The 17,919-nt window shown below is 71.2% G+C and carries 16 protein-coding genes; 5 read left to right on the forward strand and 11 right to left on the reverse strand.

Annotation, left to right across the window (positions count from 1 at the left end):
- Positions 1 to 35: 35 nt before the first annotated feature.
- The 5 genes from EIM47_RS06185 to dnaA form a co-directional block, all read right to left on the reverse strand.
- Positions 36 to 857 carry a type II CAAX endopeptidase family protein gene (locus EIM47_RS06185; RefSeq protein ID WP_125076413.1) on the reverse strand — a complete coding sequence of 274 codons (822 nt, stop codon included), beginning with the start codon at positions 855 to 857 and terminating at the stop codon, positions 36 to 38.
- Complete coding sequence (gene gyrB, locus EIM47_RS06190) at positions 850 to 3,288, reverse strand: DNA topoisomerase (ATP-hydrolyzing) subunit B (RefSeq protein WP_019397387.1); 2,439 nt, start codon at positions 3,286 to 3,288, stop codon at positions 850 to 852. Before gyrB ends, EIM47_RS06185 begins: the two co-directional genes overlap by 8 nt.
- A gap of 75 nt (positions 3,289 to 3,363) precedes the next feature.
- On the reverse strand, positions 3,364 to 4,494 hold the full coding sequence (gene recF, locus EIM47_RS06195) for a DNA replication/repair protein RecF (protein ID WP_125076414.1): 1,131 nt from the start codon (positions 4,492 to 4,494) through the stop codon (positions 3,364 to 3,366).
- A gap of 82 nt (positions 4,495 to 4,576) precedes the next feature.
- On the reverse strand, positions 4,577 to 5,677 hold the full coding sequence (gene dnaN, locus EIM47_RS06200; RefSeq protein WP_019397385.1) for a DNA polymerase III subunit beta: 1,101 nt from the start codon (positions 5,675 to 5,677) through the stop codon (positions 4,577 to 4,579).
- A 276-nt stretch (positions 5,678 to 5,953) separates the two neighbouring features.
- Positions 5,954 to 7,291: a chromosomal replication initiator protein DnaA gene (dnaA, locus tag EIM47_RS06205; protein WP_019397384.1), complete on the reverse strand. Its 1,338-nt coding sequence runs from the start codon at positions 7,289 to 7,291 to the stop codon at positions 5,954 to 5,956.
- 242 nt (positions 7,292 to 7,533) lie between these two features.
- Between dnaA and rpmH the strand changes: the two genes are divergently transcribed.
- The 5 genes from rpmH (at position 7,534) to EIM47_RS06230 (ending at position 12,420) form a co-directional block, all read left to right on the forward strand.
- Entirely contained in the window at positions 7,534 to 7,674 is a 141-nt protein-coding gene (gene rpmH / locus EIM47_RS06210) for a 50S ribosomal protein L34 (protein ID WP_019397383.1), read from the forward strand.
- Positions 7,675 to 7,727: 53 nt separating this feature from the next.
- A complete protein-coding gene (gene rnpA, locus EIM47_RS06215; protein ID WP_050992112.1) occupies positions 7,728 to 8,165 on the forward strand; it encodes a ribonuclease P protein component in 438 nt (145 codons plus the stop codon).
- Positions 8,166 to 8,179: 14 nt separating this feature from the next.
- The gene (gene yidC / locus EIM47_RS06220; protein WP_019397381.1) at positions 8,180 to 9,868 is read left to right on the forward strand and encodes a membrane protein insertase YidC; all 1,689 of its coding nucleotides are present in this window, start codon (positions 8,180 to 8,182) and stop codon (positions 9,866 to 9,868) included.
- 91 nt (positions 9,869 to 9,959) lie between these two features.
- Entirely contained in the window at positions 9,960 to 11,294 is a 1,335-nt protein-coding gene (gene mnmE / locus EIM47_RS06225) for a tRNA uridine-5-carboxymethylaminomethyl(34) synthesis GTPase MnmE (RefSeq protein ID WP_028914286.1), read from the forward strand.
- 124 nt (positions 11,295 to 11,418) lie between these two features.
- Positions 11,419 to 12,420 carry an energy transducer TonB gene (locus EIM47_RS06230; RefSeq protein WP_019397379.1) on the forward strand — a complete coding sequence of 334 codons (1,002 nt, stop codon included), beginning with the start codon at positions 11,419 to 11,421 and terminating at the stop codon, positions 12,418 to 12,420.
- Between the two features lie 76 nt (positions 12,421 to 12,496).
- Here EIM47_RS06230 and EIM47_RS06235 read toward each other — a convergent pair whose 3' ends face one another.
- The 6 genes from EIM47_RS06235 to EIM47_RS06260 form a co-directional block, all read right to left on the reverse strand.
- On the reverse strand, positions 12,497 to 13,678 hold the full coding sequence (locus EIM47_RS06235; protein WP_125076415.1) for an ABC transporter permease: 1,182 nt from the start codon (positions 13,676 to 13,678) through the stop codon (positions 12,497 to 12,499).
- Entirely contained in the window at positions 13,675 to 14,421 is a 747-nt protein-coding gene (locus EIM47_RS06240) for an ATP-binding cassette domain-containing protein (protein ID WP_028914283.1), read from the reverse strand. Before EIM47_RS06240 ends, EIM47_RS06235 begins: the two co-directional genes overlap by 4 nt.
- Positions 14,422 to 14,452: 31 nt before the next feature.
- The gene (locus EIM47_RS06245) at positions 14,453 to 15,970 is read right to left on the reverse strand and encodes an alpha/beta hydrolase (RefSeq protein ID WP_125076416.1); all 1,518 of its coding nucleotides are present in this window, start codon (positions 15,968 to 15,970) and stop codon (positions 14,453 to 14,455) included.
- A 41-nt stretch (positions 15,971 to 16,011) separates the two neighbouring features.
- On the reverse strand, positions 16,012 to 16,209 hold the full coding sequence (locus EIM47_RS06250) for a helix-turn-helix transcriptional regulator (RefSeq protein ID WP_028914282.1): 198 nt from the start codon (positions 16,207 to 16,209) through the stop codon (positions 16,012 to 16,014).
- A 13-nt stretch (positions 16,210 to 16,222) separates the two neighbouring features.
- Positions 16,223 to 16,810 carry a hypothetical protein gene (locus tag EIM47_RS06255; RefSeq protein ID WP_125076417.1) on the reverse strand — a complete coding sequence of 196 codons (588 nt, stop codon included), beginning with the start codon at positions 16,808 to 16,810 and terminating at the stop codon, positions 16,223 to 16,225.
- 259 nt (positions 16,811 to 17,069) lie between these two features.
- Positions 17,070 to 17,831, reverse strand: coding sequence for a ferredoxin--NADP reductase (locus EIM47_RS06260; protein WP_125076418.1), 762 nt, complete (start codon positions 17,829 to 17,831; stop codon positions 17,070 to 17,072).
- Between the last annotated feature and the right edge of the window lie 88 nt (positions 17,832 to 17,919).

The following is a 17,919-nucleotide window of genomic DNA, read 5'->3' on the forward strand; positions in this document are numbered from 1 at the left end:
TCGCGGGGGGCTTAACTTTTCGTCAAGCACGCGGCTCAGGCAAGCCCGTGTACCAGCAGCGCCAAGCCGTTGTTGGCCGCATGCGCGGCGATCGGCGCCCACAGCGTGCCGCTGCGCCAGTACAGCCAGGCGAACACCGCGCCCATGCCGCTGTACACCGCCAGCAGCATGGCCACCGCCAGCGGCGAGTTGGCGCTCACCCCGGGGACCTCGTGCATCAGCGCGAACGCCAGGCTGCTGAGCACCACGCCCAGCCACGGCCGGCCGGCGTCCAGGAAGCGCCCGAACAGCACCCGGCGGAACAGCAGCTCCTCGTAGGCCGGGGCCAGGACCACGGCGAACAGCACCAGGAACACCGGCCAGCGCCGCGCGGCCTCGTCCACCAGGGCCAGGTTCGAGGGGACCGGTTCGGCACCGGTCAGCGAGATCAGCCAGCTGGCCAGCGAGCTGCCGGCGAACACCAGCACTCCGGCGCCCAGCGCACGGGCCCAGGTGCGCGGACTGCGCGCCGCCTGCCACGACCACTGGCGCTGGTGCGCGGTGGCCGGCCGGCGCCAGAAGTACAGCACCAGCGCCGCCGCGGACATGCCCAGGATCGCCGCCAGCATCTGCACCAGCGCGCCGGGTTCGCCCACCGCGCGCGCCAGGCTGGCGGCGTCGGCGCTGCCGCCAAGCGCGGGCATGGCGGAGAAGGCGCGCCAGGCGCCCCAGGCCATCATCACCGCGAAGGTCACGGCCAGCAGCACGCCCACCGCCACCACCAGGTCCAGGGCGAACGCGCCCAGCACCCACGGCAGCCGCGCGGTCGGGACCGCGCCGGCGGCATGCGCCGGCGGCGCCGGGGCCGGTTCAGACATCGAGGTTGGCGACCTTCAGCGCGTTGTTCTCGATGAACTCGCGGCGCGGCTCGACCACGTCGCCCATCAGCGTGCTGAAGATCTGGTCGGCGGCGACCGCGTCCTCGATGCGCACGCGCAGCAGGCGGCGGGTGTCCGGGTTGACCGTGGTCTCCCACAGCTGCTCGGGGTTCATTTCGCCCAGGCCCTTGAAGCGCTGAATCTGGCGGCCCTTCTTGGCCTCCTCCATCAGCCAGGCCTGGGCCTCGGCGAAGCTGGCCACCGGCTGGCTGCGGTTGCCGCGGATCACCTGCGCGCCCTCGCGCACCAGGCCGTGCAGCAGCACCGCCGCATCGTGCAGCGGGCGCAGCTCGCCGCTCTCGAAGATCGACAGCGGCAGCACCTGCTGCACTTCCTCGCCCATGTGGCGGCGGGTCAGGCGCAGCGCGGCCGGGCGGTCCTCGGCCGCCGGCAGCAGCTCCAGGCCGAAGCGCGGGGTGCCGAGCTTGCCGCGGTTGAGGCGCGCTTCCAGCGCCTTGAGTTCGGCCGCGCCTTCCGGGTTGCGCGCCAGGTGCTCGGTGTCCAGCGGCGCGAAGTCGACCAGCGCCTCCAGCAGCAGCGGGTCGAAGCGGTGCGCGCTGCGCTGGATGGTGTCGCGCGCGGCCGAATAGGCCAGCAGCAGCTTCTCCAGCGCCTCGCCGGTGATCGGCGGCTCGCCCTCGGCCGGGACCAGTGCGGCGCCGTCGACCGCACTGCTGGCCAGGTAGGCGTCCAGCGCCGCGTCGTCCTTCAGGTACAGCTCCTGCTTGCCCTGCTTGACCTTGTACAGCGGCGGCAGGCCGATGTAGACGTGGCCGCGCTCCAGCAGCTCCGGCATCTGCCGGTAGAAGAACGTCAGCAGCAGGGTGCGGATGTGGGAGCCGTCCACGTCCGCGTCGGTCATGATGATGATGCGGTGGTAGCGCAGCTTGTCGGGGTTGTACTCGTCCTTGCCGATGCCGGTGCCCAGCGCGGTGATCAGGGTGCCGACCTCGGCGCTGGAGAGCATCCGGTCGAAGCGCGCGCGCTCCACGTTGAGGATCTTGCCGCGCAGCGGCAGCACGGCCTGGTTCTTGCGGTTGCGGCCCTGCTTGGCCGAGCCGCCCGCCGAGTCACCCTCCACGATGAACAGTTCAGATAGCGCGGGATCCTTCTCCTGGCAGTCGGCCAGCTTGCCGGGCAGGCCGGCGATGTCCAGCGCGCCCTTGCGGCGCGTCAGTTCGCGCGCCTTGCGCGCAGCCTCGCGGGCGCGGGCGGCGTCCACCACCTTCTCGACGATGACGCGGGCTTCCTGCGGGTGCTCCTGCAGGAATTCCTCCAGGCGCGCGCCGAACACGGCTTCCACCGCCGGCTTGACCTCCGAGCTGACCAGCTTCTCCTTGGTCTGGCTGGAGAAGCTGGGGTCGGGCACCTTCACCGACAGCACCGCGATCATGCCTTCGCGCATGTCGTCGCCGGAGAAGCTGACCTTGGCCTGCTTGGCCAGGCCGTTCTGCTCGATGTAGTTGGTCAGGGTGCGGGTCAGCGCGGCGCGGAAGCCGGCCAGGTGGGTGCCGCCGTCCTTCTGCGGGATGTTGTTGGTGAAGCAGAACATCGTTTCCTGGTAGGCGTCGGTCCACTGCAGGGCGACTTCCACCACGATGCCGTTCTGCTCGCCGCTGACCGAGATCACGTTCGGGTGCAGCGGGTTCTTCAGCTGGGCCAGGTGCTCGACGAAGCTGCGGATGCCGCCTTCGTACTGGAACACGTCCTGGCGGCCCTCGCCGCGCTCGTCGACCAGGGTGATCTTCACGCCGGAGTTCAGGAACGAGAGCTCGCGCAGGCGGCGCGCCAGCACCTCGTAGTGGAACTCGACGTCGGTGAAGATCTCCTGGGCCGGCTTGAAGCGCAGGCAGGTGCCACGCTTGTCCGAAGGCTCCAGCTGCTTGAGCGGGTACAGCGGCTCGCCCAGGGCGTATTCCTGCTGCCAGTGGAAACCGTCGCGCCAGATGTCCAGCCACAGGTGTTCGGACAGGGCGTTGACCACCGACACGCCCACGCCGTGCAGGCCGCCGGAAACCTTGTAGCTGTTGTCGTCGAACTTGCCGCCGGCATGCAGCACGGTGAGGATCACCTCCGCCGCCGAACGCCCCTCCTCCTTGTGGATGTCGACCGGGATGCCGCGGCCATTGTCGGAGACGGCCACCGAGCCGTCCTCCAGGATCCGCACCACGATGTCGTTGGCGTAGCCGGCCAGGGCCTCGTCGATCGAGTTGTCGACCACCTCGAACACCATGTGGTGCAGGCCGGTGCCGTCATGGACGTCGCCGATGTACATGCCCGGGCGCTTGCGCACGGCCTCCAGGCCCCGCAGCACGGTGATCTTGCTGGAGTCGTAAGTACCTGGGGTGGAGCTGGGAGTCTGTTCGCTCATGCCTTCGCCGCAATCGGAAGCCAGGCCGCACGCCTTGCGGGCGACCGGGTGGCTGTGGGGTGACGGTCGATTATATCAGGCCGGGCCACCCGGCCCGGGACCGCCCTGCCCGGCCCGGATCTGGCCCTGTTCCACGTGGAACACGTGGATGGGCAGCGCGGTATGCCCGGCCAGCACGGCTGGCAGTTCGGTGGCCGTCACCAGCACCTGCACGCCGGGTTGGGCCTCGAGGAAGGCCAGCACCCGGTGCTGGTGGTCGCGGTCCAGTTCCGAAGGCAGGTCGTCCAGGGCCATGACCGGCCAGTGCCTGCGCCGGGCCGCGAAATCCGCCGCCTGGGCCAGCAGCATGGCCAGCGCCGCCAGCTTGGTCTGCCCGCGCGACAGCGCTTCCCTGCCCGGCAGTCCGGCCAGCCGCAGGCGCCAGTCGGCGCGATGCGGGCCGACGCCGGTGTAGCCGAGGGCACGGTCGCGGTCGCGCCCCAATAACAGCGCATCGGCCAGCGACAGCTCGTGCCGGCGCCAGCCGGGCTGGAACTCCAGGCCCTGCAGGGGCAGCGAGGCCGAAAGCCGGGCAGCGACATCCAGCAGCCGGGGTTCCAGCGCGGCCAGGTAACCCTCGCGGAATCCGGTCAGGAGCTCCCCTGCCTCGGCCAGCTCGTGGTCCCAGGCATCCAGCTGGGCATTGCTGCCACCGGACTTGAGCAGCGCATTGCGCTGGCGCAGGGCGCGGGCGTAGCGCCGCCACGGCAGGAGGAAGTCGTGTTCCACGTGGAACAGACCCCAGTCCATGAAACGCCGGCGGTTGTCGGCGGCGCCGGAAATCAGGGCGTGGCTACCGGGATCGAAGGTCACCACGGCCAGTGCCGCGCACAGTTCGCCCAGCTGCGGCACGTCGCGGCCATCCAGGCGCCCGGTCCAGGCGTCGCCGGAATGGCGCAGGCCGGCGCGGCGCAGCGCGGGCACGCCGACCGCGTCGGCCTGCTCCCATTCCACAAATACTTCCAGCGCCTCCGCCTCGTGGCGGACCAGGCCATCACGCACCCGGCCACGGAAGCTGCGGCCATAGGCCATCAGGTGCAGGGCTTCCAGCACCGTGGTCTTGCCGGCGCCGTTGGCGCCCAGCACCAGATTCAGGCCGGGGCCCGGCTCCAGCCCGGCCTCGCCAAAGCGGCGGAAATCGCGCAGCTGCAGCCGGGTTACCCGCATGGCACCGGATTTCCCAATGCAAGACGCCCGGCATCGGCCGGGCGTCGTACAGGTTCCACGTGGAACACGGCGGTTTCCACGGTCAGAGGCGCAGCGGCATGACCACGTGGCGGCAACGGTCGCTGCCGGCCTCGCGCACCAGCGCCGAGGAGTTGGCATCGCGCAGGGCCAGCACGATGTGCTCATCGCGCAGCGCGCCCAGCGCATCCAGCAGGTAGTTCACGTTGAAGCCGATCGCCAGGCCGTCGACCTTGGTCTCCGCCTCGACCTCTTCCTGGGCCTCTTCCTGCTCCGGATTGTGCGCGTTGATGCGCAGCAGTCCGGGCGAGATCTCCACGCGCACGCCGCGGTACTTCTCGTTGGACAGGATCGCGGCGCGCTGCAGGGCGGCACGGATGACCTCGCGGTCGACCTTGACCTCCTTCTCCGCGCCAATCGGAATCACCGCCTCGTAATCCGGGAAGCGGCCATCGATCAGCTTGGAGGTGAAGCTGACATCGTCGCGCTTCACCCGGATGTGGCTGCGACCGATTTCCAGTTCCAGGGTGCGGTCGCCGCCTTCCAGCAGGCGCTGCAGCTCGGTCACGCCCTTGCGCGGGACGATGATCTGGCGCTTGGTGCCCACCGGCTGCTCCAGCGGCGCTTCGCACAGGGCCAGGCGGTGGCCGTCGGTGGCCACGCAGCGCAGGATCTGCTCGCGCAGGTCGAACAGCAGGCCATTGAGGTAGTAGCGCACGTCCTGCTGGGCCATGGCGAAGGCGGTGCGCTCGATCAGTTCCTTGAGCGCCGCTTCCGGAACACTGATGCGTTCGGTGGCTTCGACCTCGTCGACCGAGGGGAAGTCGTTGGCCGGGAGCGTGGCCAGCGAGAAGCGGCTGCGTCCTGCCTGCACCGTGACCTTCTCGCCCGAGAGGCTGATGGTCACCCGGCTGCCGTCCGGCAGGGCACGCACGATCTCGAACAGCTTCCGCGCCGGGATCGTGATCTCGCCGTCCACCGCGTCTTCCACCGCGGCACGGGCAATCATCTCGACCTCCAGGTCGGTACCGGTCAGCGAGAGCTGCCCGTCCTGCACCTGGACCAGGAAGTTGGCGAGAACCGGCAGGGTCTGCCGCCGTTCGACCACGTTGACGACCTGGGCCAAAGGCTTGAGCAGGGCTTCGCGCTGGAGAGTGAAACGCATGGGATTCCGTGCCTCTACGCTTTTAAAGAGATGTGGAATAAATCTGAAAGCGGTGGTGCTGGAGGGCGCCGAAGCCTGTGGAAAACTATAGCAACCCGTTGTTTTTGAAAACTTTTCCTGGAGGACAAACCTTGCGGGAAAGTCTCCGGGCGATCCGGGACAAGCTGTGGATGGTTTTGGGGGTTGGATTCTGTCCCCGGGTTATCCCCAGCCTGCCCCCGTTTTCCGCCCAATTTACCCCAGCTCGGTCCACCGCAGCCGCCGGCCGCGGACGGATCACTCGCTGAGCTTGCGGATCAGCTTGTCCCAGTCCTCGCGCAGCTTGCCGTCGGTCTCCATCAGGGTGCGGATCTGGCGGCAGGCGTGCAGCACGGTGGTGTGGTCGCGGCCGGCGAAGGCGTCGCCGATCTCCGGCAGCGAGTGCTCGGTCAGTTCCTTGGTCAGGGCCATGGCCACCTGCCGCGGGCGCGCCAGCGAACGGGTGCGGCGCTTGGACAGCAGGTCCTTGACCTGCAGCCCGTAGTAGTCGGCCACGGTCTTCTGGATGTTGGGGATGCCGATCGCCTGCTGCTGGGCGCGCAGCAGGTCGCGCAGGGTCTCCTGGGCGAACTCCACGGTGATCGCGCGGCCGGTGAAGTTGGCGCGCGCGGCCAGGGTGTTGAGCGCCCCTTCCAGGTCGCGCACGTTGGAGCGCATCTTCTTGGCCAGCAGGAACGCGACCTCGTCCGGCACCACGGTGCCGCGCTCGCGCGCCTTGGCCAGCACGATCGCCGCGCGGGTCTCGAAGTCCGGCGGGTCGATCGCCACCGACAGGCCCCAGGCCAGGCGCGACTTCAGCCGCGGCTCCAGGCCGTCCACCTCGCGCGGGTAGCGGTCGCAGGTCATGATGATCTGCTGCCGGCTGTCGAACAGCGCGTTGAAGGTGTGGAAGAACTCCTCCTGGGTGCGGTCCTTGCCGGCGAAGAACTGGATGTCGTCGATCAGCAGCGCGTCGATCTGCTGGAACTGGCGCTTGAACTGGTCGGCGGTCTTCTCCTGCAGCGAGCGGAAGAAGGCGTTGTAGAACTGCTCCGAGCGCAGGTACAGCACGCGCGCGCCCGGGTTGAGGCGGCGCATCTCGTTGCCGGCGGCGAACATCAGGTGGGTCTTGCCCAGGCCGGTGCCGCCGTACAGCAGCAGCGGGTTGTGCGCGCGGTCGCCCGGCTTCTGCGCCGCCTGCCAGGCCGCGGCGCGGCCGAGCTGGTTGGAGCGGCCCTCGACGAAGTTCTCGAAGGTGTAGTGCGGGTCCAGGTTGCCGTTGAACGGCTCGGCCGGGGCGCTGGCGCGCGCCGGGGCCGGCCCGGCGACCGCGGCGGCAGCCGGCACCGGCTCGGCCGGCTTGGGCCGCGAGCCGATCTCCAGGGAGACGTTCAGGTGCCCGGCGAAGTGCTGGGCCAGCTCGCGGATGCGCGCCAGGTAGCGGTCGCGCACCTGCTCGACGATGAAGGCATTGGGGGCATAGAGGACGACGCTGTCGGGGCGCTCCTCGGCCTGCAGGGGTTTGAGCCAGGTATGGACGTCCTCGGCCGGAAGTTCGGCTTCGAGGCGTTCCAGACAGCGGGGCCAGGCATCCATCGGAAAGGCAAAGCTCGTCGGGCGGTGGCCGCGCCGCCGCAAGCGTCGCCGGGCCACCGCATGGGTCGGGTCGGGACGCGCCAGCCTACCATCCGGGCCCGTCTTTTCCCACTGTTATCAACAGGGCATCCACAGGGCCGCGCGCGGCCCGGCGCAGGAGGCATGCACGCGAACTTGACCGAAGTGCCCGCGCTCCCTACACTTTCCGGTTCTTTCGCCCCATTACCGAATCGAGTGCCGCCATGGCCACCAAGCGCACCTTCCAGCCCAGCAACCTCAAGCGCAAGCGCGACCACGGCTTCCGTGCCCGCATGAAGACCGCCGATGGCCGCAAGGTCCTGGCGCGTCGTCGTGCCAAGGGCCGCAAGCGCCTGAGCGCCTGATTCGCCTCGCGGCCCCGTCTTCCGGACCCCGGGCCGCTGCGATCTTCCGCGAGATGACCACGGACCCGCGCGCGCGATTCCCTCGCAGCGCCCGGGTCCGTTCGCGCGTGGAGTATTCCCGCGTGTTCGAGGGCGGCCGTCGCCTCGGCGACGCCCTGCTCGGCCTGCACTGGTTGCCCGGCGACGGCGAGCCGCGCCTGGGCCTGGCGGTGTCGCGCAAGGTCGATCCGCGCGCGGTCGGCCGCAACCGGATCAAGCGCGTGCTGCGGGACGACTTCCGCCACCTGCGCCTGCATCTGGCGCCCGGCGATTACGTGGTCGTGGCCCGTCCGGGCGCGGCGCGCGCCGGCAACGGGCAGCTCCGGCAGGCGTTCCAGCGCCTGCTGCGCAAGGCCGGCGCATTGCCGGGCCCGGCCCGCGGCGGCACAATGCCGGCGCCTCCTCCTTCCGCTTCTCCCTCCGATTCCTTGCCGGACCTTCCCTCCGGCTGAGCCTGCCTGCCCTGATGAACCAGACCCGCGTATTCCTGATCCTCGCCTGGCTGATGGTGGCCGTCCTGCTGTGGATGGAATGGGGCAAGGAGCAGGCCGCACCGCCGGCCTCCGCGTCCGCCCCCACCACCGCCGTGGCCGAGGAGGCGGTGCCGCAGCCGGTGGCCGCGGTCCCGGCCGACGGTTCGGTCCCGGCCGCCACCGCGCCGGCCCCGGCCGTGGCCGCCACCCCGGCGGCGGCGTCCGCGCAGCGGGTCACCGTGAGCAGCGACGTGCTGCGCCTGGTGCTGGACGGCGGCAGCGTGGTCCAGGCCGACCTGCTGCAGTTCCCGCGCAGCCGCACCGGCGATGGCACCCCGGTGCGCCTGTTCGACGCCGACCCGACGCATTTCTATGCGGCGCAGAGCGGCTGGGTCAGCGCCAGCGGCGGCGCCCCCACCCACCTGTCCGGCTTCGTCCCGGCCGAGGCGCAGCGCGAGTACGCGCTGGCCGAGGGCGCGGACACGGTCGAGGTGCCGTTCCTGTGGCAGGGCGACAACGGCGTGCAGATCCGCCGCACCTACGTGCTGTCGCGCGGCGACTACGCGGTGACCGTGCGCGACGAGGTGGTCAATGCCGGCAGCGCGCCGTGGCAAGGCCAGGTCTACCGCCAGCTGGTGCGCAAGCCGCCGGTGATCGAGCGCGGCTACACCAGCCCCGAGTCCTTCAGCTTCAACGGCGCCGCCTGGTACGACGGCAGCTACGACCGCCGCAAGTTCGACGAGGACTACCTGGAGGACGGCAAGCTCAACCTGCAGGCCAGCAACGGCTGGGTGGCGATGCTGCAGCACCACTTCTTCAGCGCCTGGCTGCCGGCCGGCCAGCAGGCGGCGGGCACGATCTCGCTGGACAAGGTGGGCGACCGCGCGCTGGTGCGCGAGGTGGCCAACCCGCTGGTGGTCGCCCCGGGCAGCTCCGCCACCGCCGAGGCGCGCCTGTACGTCGGTCCGAAGCTTGTGTCGCAGATCCGCGCCCAGGGCGTGCCCGGCCTGGAACGCGCGGTGGACTACAGCCAGTTCACCATCCTCGCCCTGCTCGGCGAAGGCCTGTTCTGGGTGCTGAGCCACCTGTACGACCTGTTCGGCAACTGGGGCTGGGCCATCATCGGCCTGGTGGTGGTGGTCAAGGCGCTGATGTATCCGCTGTCGGCCGCCCAGTACAAGAGCTTCGCCAAGATGCGCAAGTTCCAGCCGCGCATCCAGCAGCTGAAGGAGCGCTATGGCGAGGACCGCCAGAAGTTCCAGATGGCGATGATGGAGCTGTACAAGAAGGAGAAGATCAACCCGATGGGCGGCTGCCTGCCGATCCTGGTGCAGATGCCGGTGTTCCTGGCGCTGTACTGGGTGCTGGTGGAGTCGGTGGAGCTGCGCCACGCGCCGTGGATCCTGTGGATCCAGGACCTGACCGCGCGCGATCCGCTCTTCATCCTGCCGGTGATCAACGTCGCGGTGATGTGGTTCACCCAGAAGCTGCAGCCGGCCGCCGGCATGGATCCAATGCAGCAGAAGATGATGCAGTTCATGCCGCTGGTGTTCGGCGTGATGATGGCCTTCTTCCCCGCCGGCCTGGTCCTGTACTGGGTGACCAACGGCGCGCTGGGCCTGCTGCAGCAGTGGTGGATGATGAAGCGCCACGGCGAGCCGGCGCCCAAGGCCGCCAAGTAAGCTTCCAGGGAACCCGCCGCCAGGCGGGTTTCCTTTGTCCGCCGCCTGCGCCGCGGGAGAATGCGGACGCCCCGTCCCGTTTGCGACCGCCATGACCGCGTCCGACACCATCGCCGCCATCGCCACCGCCCCCGGCGCCGGGGGCGTGGGCATCGTGCGCCTGTCCGGGCCGCGCGCGCTGGCCATCGCCGCCGCCCTGTGCGGGCGCGAGCCGGCGCCGCGCCGCGCCCTGCGCGCGTTCTTCCGCGAGGCCGACGGCGCGGTGATCGACGACGGCATCGTGCTTGCCTTCCCCGGCCCGCACAGCTTCACCGGCGAGGACGTGGCCGAGCTGCAGGCGCATGGCAGCCCGGTGCTGCTGCAGCGCCTGGTCGAGCGTTGCCGCGAGCTGGGCGCGCGCCAGGCGCGGCCGGGCGAGTTCAGCGAGCGCGCCTTCCTCAACGGCAAGCTCGACCTGGTCCAGGCCGAGGCCATCGCCGACCTGATCGCCGCTTCCGACCTGCGCGCCGCGCGCGCCGCGCGGCGTTCGCTGGAAGGCGCGTTCTCGCGCCAGGCCGAGGACATCGCCGCCGAGCTGCTGCGGCTGCGGATCCACGTGGAGGCGGCAATCGACTTCGTCGACGAGCCAATCGAGACCCTGGGCCTGCCCCAGGTGGCCGCCGGCCTGCAGCGGCTGCGCGCCGCGCTGGAGCAGCTGCTGCAGCGGGCCGAGCGCGGCCGCCGCCTGCGCGACGGCCTGCACGCGGTGCTGCTAGGCCGGCCCAACGCCGGCAAGAGCTCGCTGCTCAACGCCCTGGCCGGCGACGCCCGCGCGATCGTGGCCGACGTCGCCGGCACCACCCGCGACGTGCTGCGCGAAGTGGTGCGGATCGACGGCCTGGAACTGGTGCTGGCCGATACCGCCGGCCTGCGCGAGGGCGGCGACGCGATCGAGCGCGAGGGCATGCGCCGCGCCCGCGCCGAGGTCGCGCGCGCCGACCTGGCCCTGCTGGTGCTCGACGCGCGCGACCCGGAGCCGGACCGCGCGCTGCTGGAGGAAGTGGCGCGCGAGGTGCCGCTGAAGCTGTGGATCCACAACAAGGCCGACCTGCTGCCGGCGCCGCCGGCCGGCGACGGGGCGCTGTACGTGTCGGCGCTGACCGGACAGGGCCTGGACGGGTTGCACGCGGCCCTGCGGCGGCTGGCCGCCAGCGGTGCGCCGGAGGCGGCCGAGGGCGAGTTCAGCGCGCGCGCCCGCCACCTGGAGGCGCTGCGCCGTACCCTGCAGGCGGTGGACGCCGCGGCCCTGGAGCTGGAGGCCGGGCAGCTGGAGCTGGCCGCCGAACAGCTGCGCCTGGCCCACGACGCGCTGGGCGGCCTCACCGGCCGCCTCACCGCCGACGAACTGCTGGGCCACATCTTCTCCAGCTTCTGCATCGGCAAGTAGGCGCGCCGGCGCGGCCGACGAACGCTTGTGCGCGGCCGACGCGCGGTTGACAATCGGGGACGTACGGCGCGATACGGGGAGCCGTATTCCGTAGTCAAACGGGTTCCACCACGGGGGAGTACAGATGACCTTGACGATTCCGCCGGGTTCGCGGTTCGTGGCCTGCCTGCTGCTGGCCGCCGCACTCGGTGCATGTTCCAAGCAGGAAGAAACCGCCGCCGGCGCCAGCGCCGGGGCTCCTTCCGCCCAGGCCGGGGCCGAGGCCGCGCCGGCGCCGGCGGTGGCCGCCAAGGTCCAGGGGATGGGCGCGGAGGAATTGCGCGAGCTGGCCACCCGGGCCCTGCGCGAGAACCGCATGTATGCCCCGGCCGGCGACAACGCGATGGAGTACTACCTGGCCCTGCGCGACAAGCTGCCCGACGACGCCACCGTCGCCAGCGCGCTGACCGACCTTATGCCGTACACCGTGATCGCCGCCGAGCAGGCGGTGAACCGCGAGCAGTTTGACGAGGCCCAGCGCCTGGTCGGGCTGATCGAGAAGGCCGATGCCGGCAACCCGGCGCTGCCGCGCATCCGCCAGAGCATCTCCAGCGGCCAGCAGGCCGTGGCCAAGCGCAGCGAGGCCGAAGCGGCCCGCGCCCGCGCCGAGGCCGAGGCGCGCCAGGTCGCCGAGCGCCAGCGCATCGCCCAGCAGCAGGCCGCCGAGGCCGAGGCGGCGCGCCGGCTGGCCGAACAGCAGGAAGCCGCGCGCCTGGCCGCCGAGCGCGAGGCCGCCGCCCGCCGCGAGGCCGAGCAGCGCGAAGCCGCCGCCCGCCAGGCCGCCGCGCAGCAGCAGTCGCGCCCGGCGACCACCCAGCAGGCCCCGGCGCCGCGTCCGCTGCGCCCGATCAGCATGCCGGCTCCGCGCTACCCGCCCGACGCCCTGCGCGCCGGCACCTCCGGCGAGGTGCTGGTGGAGTTCACCGTCGGCACCAGTGGCGAGGTCACCGACGTGCGCGTGGTGCGTTCCAACCCGCCGCGCGTCTTCGACCGCGAGGCGATGAACGCGGTGCGCCGCTGGAAGTACGAGCCGATCGATGCTCCGGTCACCACCCGCCGCACCCTGGCCTTCACCCCGAACGAGTAAGCGCCCGGGACAAGGCCAAAGGAAAGGCCCGGCAAGCGCCGGGCCTTTTCCGTTTCCGCCGGTGGATGGCGGTGCCTCAGGTGGAGATCGCCAGCTTCTCCTGGCGGTAGCGCAGCACCGCCGCGCCCCACAGCAGCAGGGCCAGGCCCAGGCTGCAGCCGAGGTAGATCGCCCACTCCCGCGGACTCACCGTCTCGGCGCGGATGATCCGCAGCAGCATCTGGTTCTGCGCCAGGAACGGCACCGCGAACTGCCAGGCCTCGGTCTTCACCGGGTTGGCCATCAGCACCAGGCTGGGGATCATCGGCAGCAGCATCAGCCAGGTGATGTGGCTCTGCGCCTCCTTCAGGCTCTTGGCCGAGGCCGCCAGCAGGGTCAGCAGCGAGGTGCCGACCAGCAGGATCGGCAGCAGCACGAACAGCATCTTGGCGATCGCCAGCATCGACACGTCCATCTGCCGGGTGATGCCGGTGGCCATCAGCGCGGAGGACTTCAGCGCCAGCAGCGACAGCAGCAGCGTGGCCAGGCCGAGGATGCAGGCGGCCGCGATCTTGCCGCTGACGATCGCCCCGCGCGCGGCCGGGGTGGCCAGCAGCGGTTCCAGCGACTGCCGCTCGCGTTCGCCGGCGGTGGCGTCCAGCACCAGGGCCATGCCGCCGAGGAAGCCGGTGAGGATCATGAAGTACGGCAGGATGAAGGCCAGCACCCGGCCGCGCCTGGCGGCGTCGGTGGCCACGTCGCGGGTGCCCGGGTTGAGCGCCTGCGCCACCGAGGCATCCACGCCGCGCGCCAGCAGGCGCAAGGCGCCGACCTGGGCGCCGTAGGCGCGCAGCGCGCCCTGCACGCGGCTGGCGGGGATGGCCGAGTCGCGCTGGGTGGTATCCACCAGCACCTCCACCAGCGCGGGGCGGCCGGCGCGCCAGTCCGCGGCGAACTCCTCGGGGATGTGCATGCCCACCTCAACCCGCTGCTCGCGGATGGCCTGCTCCAGGTCCTCCGGCGCCGGCACCGCGCGGATGCCCTGGGTGGCGAGGAACGCCACCAGGTTCGGTGCGCGCTCCAGGCCGATGGTGGGCACCTCCAGCTCCTTCTCGCTCTGGGTGCGCAGCTTCTTCTCGGTCAGCGCGCCCATGCCCAGCATGATCGCCGGGAACAGCAGCGGTCCCATCACCAGGGTCAGCACCAGGGTGCGGCGGTCGCGCAGGATGTCGCGCAGTTCCTTGCACATCACGATCCACATGGTGGTCAGCGCGTTCATGCCTGCAGGCCCTCCCCGGAACCGATCACCTTGACGAAAGCATCTTCCAGGCTCGCTTCGCCGGTCTGCGCGCGCAGCTCGTCGGCGGTGCCGGAGGCGACCACCTGGCCCTTGGCGATGATGACGATGCGGTCACACAGCGCCGCCACCTCCTGCATGATGTGGCTGGAGAAGATCACGCAGCGGCCCTCGTCGCGCAGGCGGAACAGGAACTGGCGCATGGCGCGGGTGGTCATCACGTCCAGGCCATTGGTCGGCTCGTCCAGGATCACGTTGCGCGGGTCGTGCACCAGGGCGCGGGCGATCGCGGTCTTGGTGCGCTGGCCCTGGGAGAAGCCCTCGGTCTGGCGGTCGAGGATGTCGTCCATGTCCAGCGCCGCCGACAGCGTGGCGATGCGCTCGGCGGTGCGTGCGGCGGACATGCCGTGCAGGCGCGCGAAGTAGGCGATGTTCTCGCGCGCGGTCAGGCGCTTGTAGATGCCGCGCGCGTCCGGCAGCACGCCCAGGGCGCGGCGCACCGCCATCGGGTCGCGCGCCGGGTCGATCCCGTCGACCTCGATCTGGCCGCGGTCCGGGCGCATCAGCGTGTAGAGCATGCGCAGGGTGGTGGTCTTGCCGGCGCCGTTGGGGCCGAGCAGGCCGGTGATCTGGCCGTCGCGGGCCTCGAAGCCCACGCCGGACACGGCCTGCACCGTGCCGGTGCGGGTCCTGAAGCTCTTGTGGAGGTCTCGGGCGACGATCATCGCTGAACTCCGTGGTGGTGGTCGTGGCGCATCAGGGCTCCCATCCGTTGAAGCTGGTGAAAGGGGGGACGTAACTCATGCTCGCCAGGCAGGACGCATCCAGGGCCTTGGCGTCGGCGCTTTCGATGAACTGCCCGAGCAGGCGCGGCATGCAGCCCAGGCCCAGGGTGCCGTGGCCCTGGCCCTGCAGCACCAGGTGGCGGCCGTTGGGCAGGCCCTGCAGCACGCGCTCGGCGTAGCGCGGCGGGGTGACCGGGTCCATCTCGCCGGACAGCAGCAGCGCCGGGACCCCGGACTGCAGCGGCGCGGTGAAGTCGTCCGGGCGCGTGCCGTGCGGCCAGGCCTCGCAGGCGGCGAAGAACATGCGCGCCACCTGCGGTCCCAGCAGGGTGCCTTCGGCGCTGGCGGCCGCCTCGTGCTGGCGGTCGGCGTCCTCGGCGCAGATCACCGACCACTGCATGCCGACCGCCATCTGCTGGGCGGTGCCGCGCGCCATCAGCTCCGACAGCGACTTCAGCGGCGCGTAGCGCCCGTGCGCGGCCTCGTCCAGCACCAGCGGCAGCAGCGCCGCGGTCTGCGGCATGTACGAGAACATGAAGGCCAGCCCGGTGACGGTGCCGGCGTCGACCCGGCCCTTGAGGCTCTCGCCGCTGGCCGGATCGCGGTACTCGACCTCCACCGGCGCCTGCTCCAGGCGCCCGACCAGCTGCCGCAGCTGCGCCTGCGGATCCTGCGGGAAGCGCTCCGCGCATGCCGGCAGCTCGCGGCAGCGCCCGGCCTGCAGCGCCAGCGCGTCCTCGAAGGTGCGCGCGAATTCGCCGCCGACCACCAGGTCGTTGGGCGCCACGCCGTCGAGCACGATGCTGCGCACGTGCTGCGGATGGCGGCGGGCGTAGTGCTGCGCCACCCGGGTGCCGTAGGACGCGCCGACCAGGTTGACCTGCTCGGCGCCGATGGCACGGCGCACCGCCTCCAGGTCGGCCACCGCCGCGGTGGTGGTGTAGAAGCGCGGGTCGGCGCGGTCGGCGACCTGCGCCGCGCATTCGCGCGCCAGCCCGACCACGGCGGCGAAGGCGGCCTCGGTGTCGCGCGGATCCAGCCCGTCCAGCGAGCCACGCTCGCATTGCAGGAGGTTGGAACCGCCGGTGCCGCGCTGGTCCACCAGCACGACGTGCCGCTGCCGGCGCACCTCGGCAAAGGCCGGATCCAGCAGCGGCCACACCTGCAGCGCCGACTGTCCCGGGCCACCGGCGAGGAAGAACACCGGGTCCGCGGCATCGGCGCCGTCCTCGGTGGGCGGCAGCCAGGCGATGTTGAGCGCGATCCGGCGGCTGCCGGCATCGTCCGGGTCCTCGGGCACCTCGTAGCGGGTGCAACGCGCCTGCACGCTGCGGCCGGCCACGCCGCCGGCCAGGGTGCACGGCTCGAACACCAGTTCGCCGTAGCGGTTGTCGTCCTGCGGCGGGGCCGGGGTGGCGCCGCCGCCGCGGCCGGCGAGCGCGAGCGCGGTGGCGGCGGCGAGCGGGATCAGTGTCTTGCGGGTCTTCATGGGATGGGCCCGTTCAACGAAGGGTGGAAGGGATGCGGCGCTCAGGCCTCGTCGGGGATGAACACGTCCTCGATCCGGCGCCCGAACAGCCGCGCGATGCGGAACGCCAGCGGCAGGCTGGGGTCGTACTTGCCGGTCTCCAGGGCGTTGACCGTCTGCCGGGACACCTCCAGGCGCTCGGCCAGTTCGCCCTGGGACCAGCCCCGTTCCTCGCGCAGCGTACGCAGGTGGTTCTTCATCGCCCGGTACCGGTCACTGGTAGCGGCGCATGACCAGGAACTTGGCCACGCCGTAGGTGGCGCACAGCAACGGGAACACCCAGATCATCACGGCCGCGGCGGGCAGATCGATGACCTTCGCGGCCTGGAGGAAGCCGCCAGACATGTACAGCAGCGCAACCAGCGTCGTGGCGATGCTCACCGCTTCCAGCTCGATGCGCTGCTGCATCTCGTCCGCGTCGCGGATGTAGCGCACCATCGCGCGCAGCACGAAGGCGATGGGCGGCACCGGCAGCAGCGCGACCAGTGCCCGCAGCGGGCCTTCCGGCCCACCGTCCCTGAGCACGGACACGGTGGCCACCACCATGACCATGTACGCAGCCATCGCCAGCAGGATTTCCCGGGTGTAGCGCCGGCGCAGGTCGGCCGGAGCCGCCTCGTACAGGGCCGGCAGGCGCCAGCGGATCAGGCCGCTGGCCAGCGAACCGACGCCGATGCTGACCAGCATCACCGAGGCGATGTCGGCGATGCGCTCCGGCAGCAGCGGCTTGGCCGCCAGGCCGAGCGCGATGGCGACGATCCCGCCGAGCAGCCAACCAACCGCGGGTTTCAGTGCGTCCATGGGGCCCTGCTCCGCAGTGCGCTGGCGAAGGCGGAAACAACGCCCTCCTTCGAAGCGGCCCCGGCGATGCCGGCGCCGACGAAAGCCAGGCCGATGCCGGGGAATCCGATGCCGCCGATGTGCTTCCTGCCGGGCATGTCCACTCCCTGTAAAGCGTGCTTGACAGGTGGACGATAGGGCCGTCCCCCGGGCCTGTCAAGCACCCTTTACAGCAGCGTGCAGGCGCCGGCGGCAGGGCCGCACATGGGCACCCGCGGCATCATTTGTTGCTGACGTACTTCTCCCGGCGGATCTGCGCCGCCCCGAACCCCATGCCCTTCAGCGCCTCGAAGGTCGCGTCCACCATCTCCGGGTTGCCGCACAGGTAGGCGATGTCGCGCGCCGGATCCGGGACGAACTCCGGCAGCTGCTGCTGCACGTAGCCGTGGCGCACGTCCGCATGCGCATGCGGGGAACCCGTCCCGGGCAGCTCGCGCGACAGGCAGGGCACGTAGCGGAACTGCGGGTGCGCGTCGGCGAACGCGCGGAAGTCGTCGGCGTACAGCAGCTCGCCGGGCGTGCGCGCGCCGGCCAGCAGCACCACATCGATGCCGCGCTCGGCGATCAGCCCGGCCAGCACCGGCAGCATCGAACGGTACGGGGTCACGCCGGTGCCGGTGCCGATCAGCAGGTAGCGCGCGTTGCGGTCGCCGGGCATCAGGCAGAAGCGACCGTAGGGCCCGCTGGCGTTCACCCGCCCGCCGATCTCCAGGGCCTCGAACAGCGCGGTGGCCGCGCCGCCGGGGACGTGGCTGACCGCGATCTCCACCGCCTCGCCCGGGCCCATCGCGTGGTCGTGGATGGTGGCCAGGGAGTAGCTGCGCCGCGCCGGCGTGCCATCGGCGTAATCGAAGTGGATCTGGATGAACTGGCCGGGCACGAAGTCCAGCGGTTGGCCATCGTCGCGTGCCAGCACGTAGTGGCCGATGGTGGGCGCGAGCATGCGGCGCTCGACGAGGCGGAGCGGGAACTGGACGGGCACGGTATTCGTTTCGGGACAGTGTGTGCCGGGCGGCTTCCCGGCTGCGACCTATAATAGCCGCAGCTCCGTGCAAGCGCCTTCCAGGCGC

Origin of the sequence: Pseudoxanthomonas sp. SGT-18 (genome assembly GCF_003931645.1) — a bacterium.
Lineage (GTDB): Bacteria > Pseudomonadota > Gammaproteobacteria > Xanthomonadales > Xanthomonadaceae > Pseudoxanthomonas.

Excerpts from the sequence above, each read along its gene's own strand:
- EIM47_RS06235 (WP_125076415.1), bottom strand. The coding sequence starts at position 13,678 with ATGAACGCGCTGACCACCATGTGGATCGTGATGTGCAAGGAACTGCGC.
- recF (WP_125076414.1), bottom strand. The coding sequence starts at position 4,494 with ATGCGGGTAACCCGGCTGCAGCTGCGCGATTTCCGCCGCTTTGGCGAG.
- EIM47_RS06255 (WP_125076417.1), bottom strand. The coding sequence starts at position 16,810 with ATGGACGCACTGAAACCCGCGGTTGGTTGGCTGCTCGGCGGGATCGTC.
- EIM47_RS06185 (WP_125076413.1), bottom strand. The coding sequence starts at position 857 with ATGTCTGAACCGGCCCCGGCGCCGCCGGCGCATGCCGCCGGCGCGGTC.
- EIM47_RS06245 (WP_125076416.1), bottom strand. The coding sequence starts at position 15,970 with ATGAAGACCCGCAAGACACTGATCCCGCTCGCCGCCGCCACCGCGCTC.
- EIM47_RS06240 (WP_028914283.1), bottom strand. The coding sequence starts at position 14,421 with ATGATCGTCGCCCGAGACCTCCACAAGAGCTTCAGGACCCGCACCGGC.
- mnmE (WP_028914286.1), top strand. The coding sequence starts at position 9,960 with ATGACCGCGTCCGACACCATCGCCGCCATCGCCACCGCCCCCGGCGCC.
- dnaN (WP_019397385.1), bottom strand. The coding sequence starts at position 5,677 with ATGCGTTTCACTCTCCAGCGCGAAGCCCTGCTCAAGCCTTTGGCCCAG.
- yidC (WP_019397381.1), top strand. The coding sequence starts at position 8,180 with ATGAACCAGACCCGCGTATTCCTGATCCTCGCCTGGCTGATGGTGGCC.
- dnaA (WP_019397384.1), bottom strand. The coding sequence starts at position 7,291 with ATGGATGCCTGGCCCCGCTGTCTGGAACGCCTCGAAGCCGAACTTCCG.
- EIM47_RS06230 (WP_019397379.1), top strand. The coding sequence starts at position 11,419 with ATGACCTTGACGATTCCGCCGGGTTCGCGGTTCGTGGCCTGCCTGCTG.
- EIM47_RS06250 (WP_028914282.1), bottom strand. The coding sequence starts at position 16,209 with ATGAAGAACCACCTGCGTACGCTGCGCGAGGAACGGGGCTGGTCCCAG.
- rpmH (WP_019397383.1), top strand. The coding sequence starts at position 7,534 with ATGGCCACCAAGCGCACCTTCCAGCCCAGCAACCTCAAGCGCAAGCGC.
- rnpA (WP_050992112.1), top strand. The coding sequence starts at position 7,728 with ATGACCACGGACCCGCGCGCGCGATTCCCTCGCAGCGCCCGGGTCCGT.
- gyrB (WP_019397387.1), bottom strand. The coding sequence starts at position 3,288 with ATGAGCGAACAGACTCCCAGCTCCACCCCAGGTACTTACGACTCCAGC.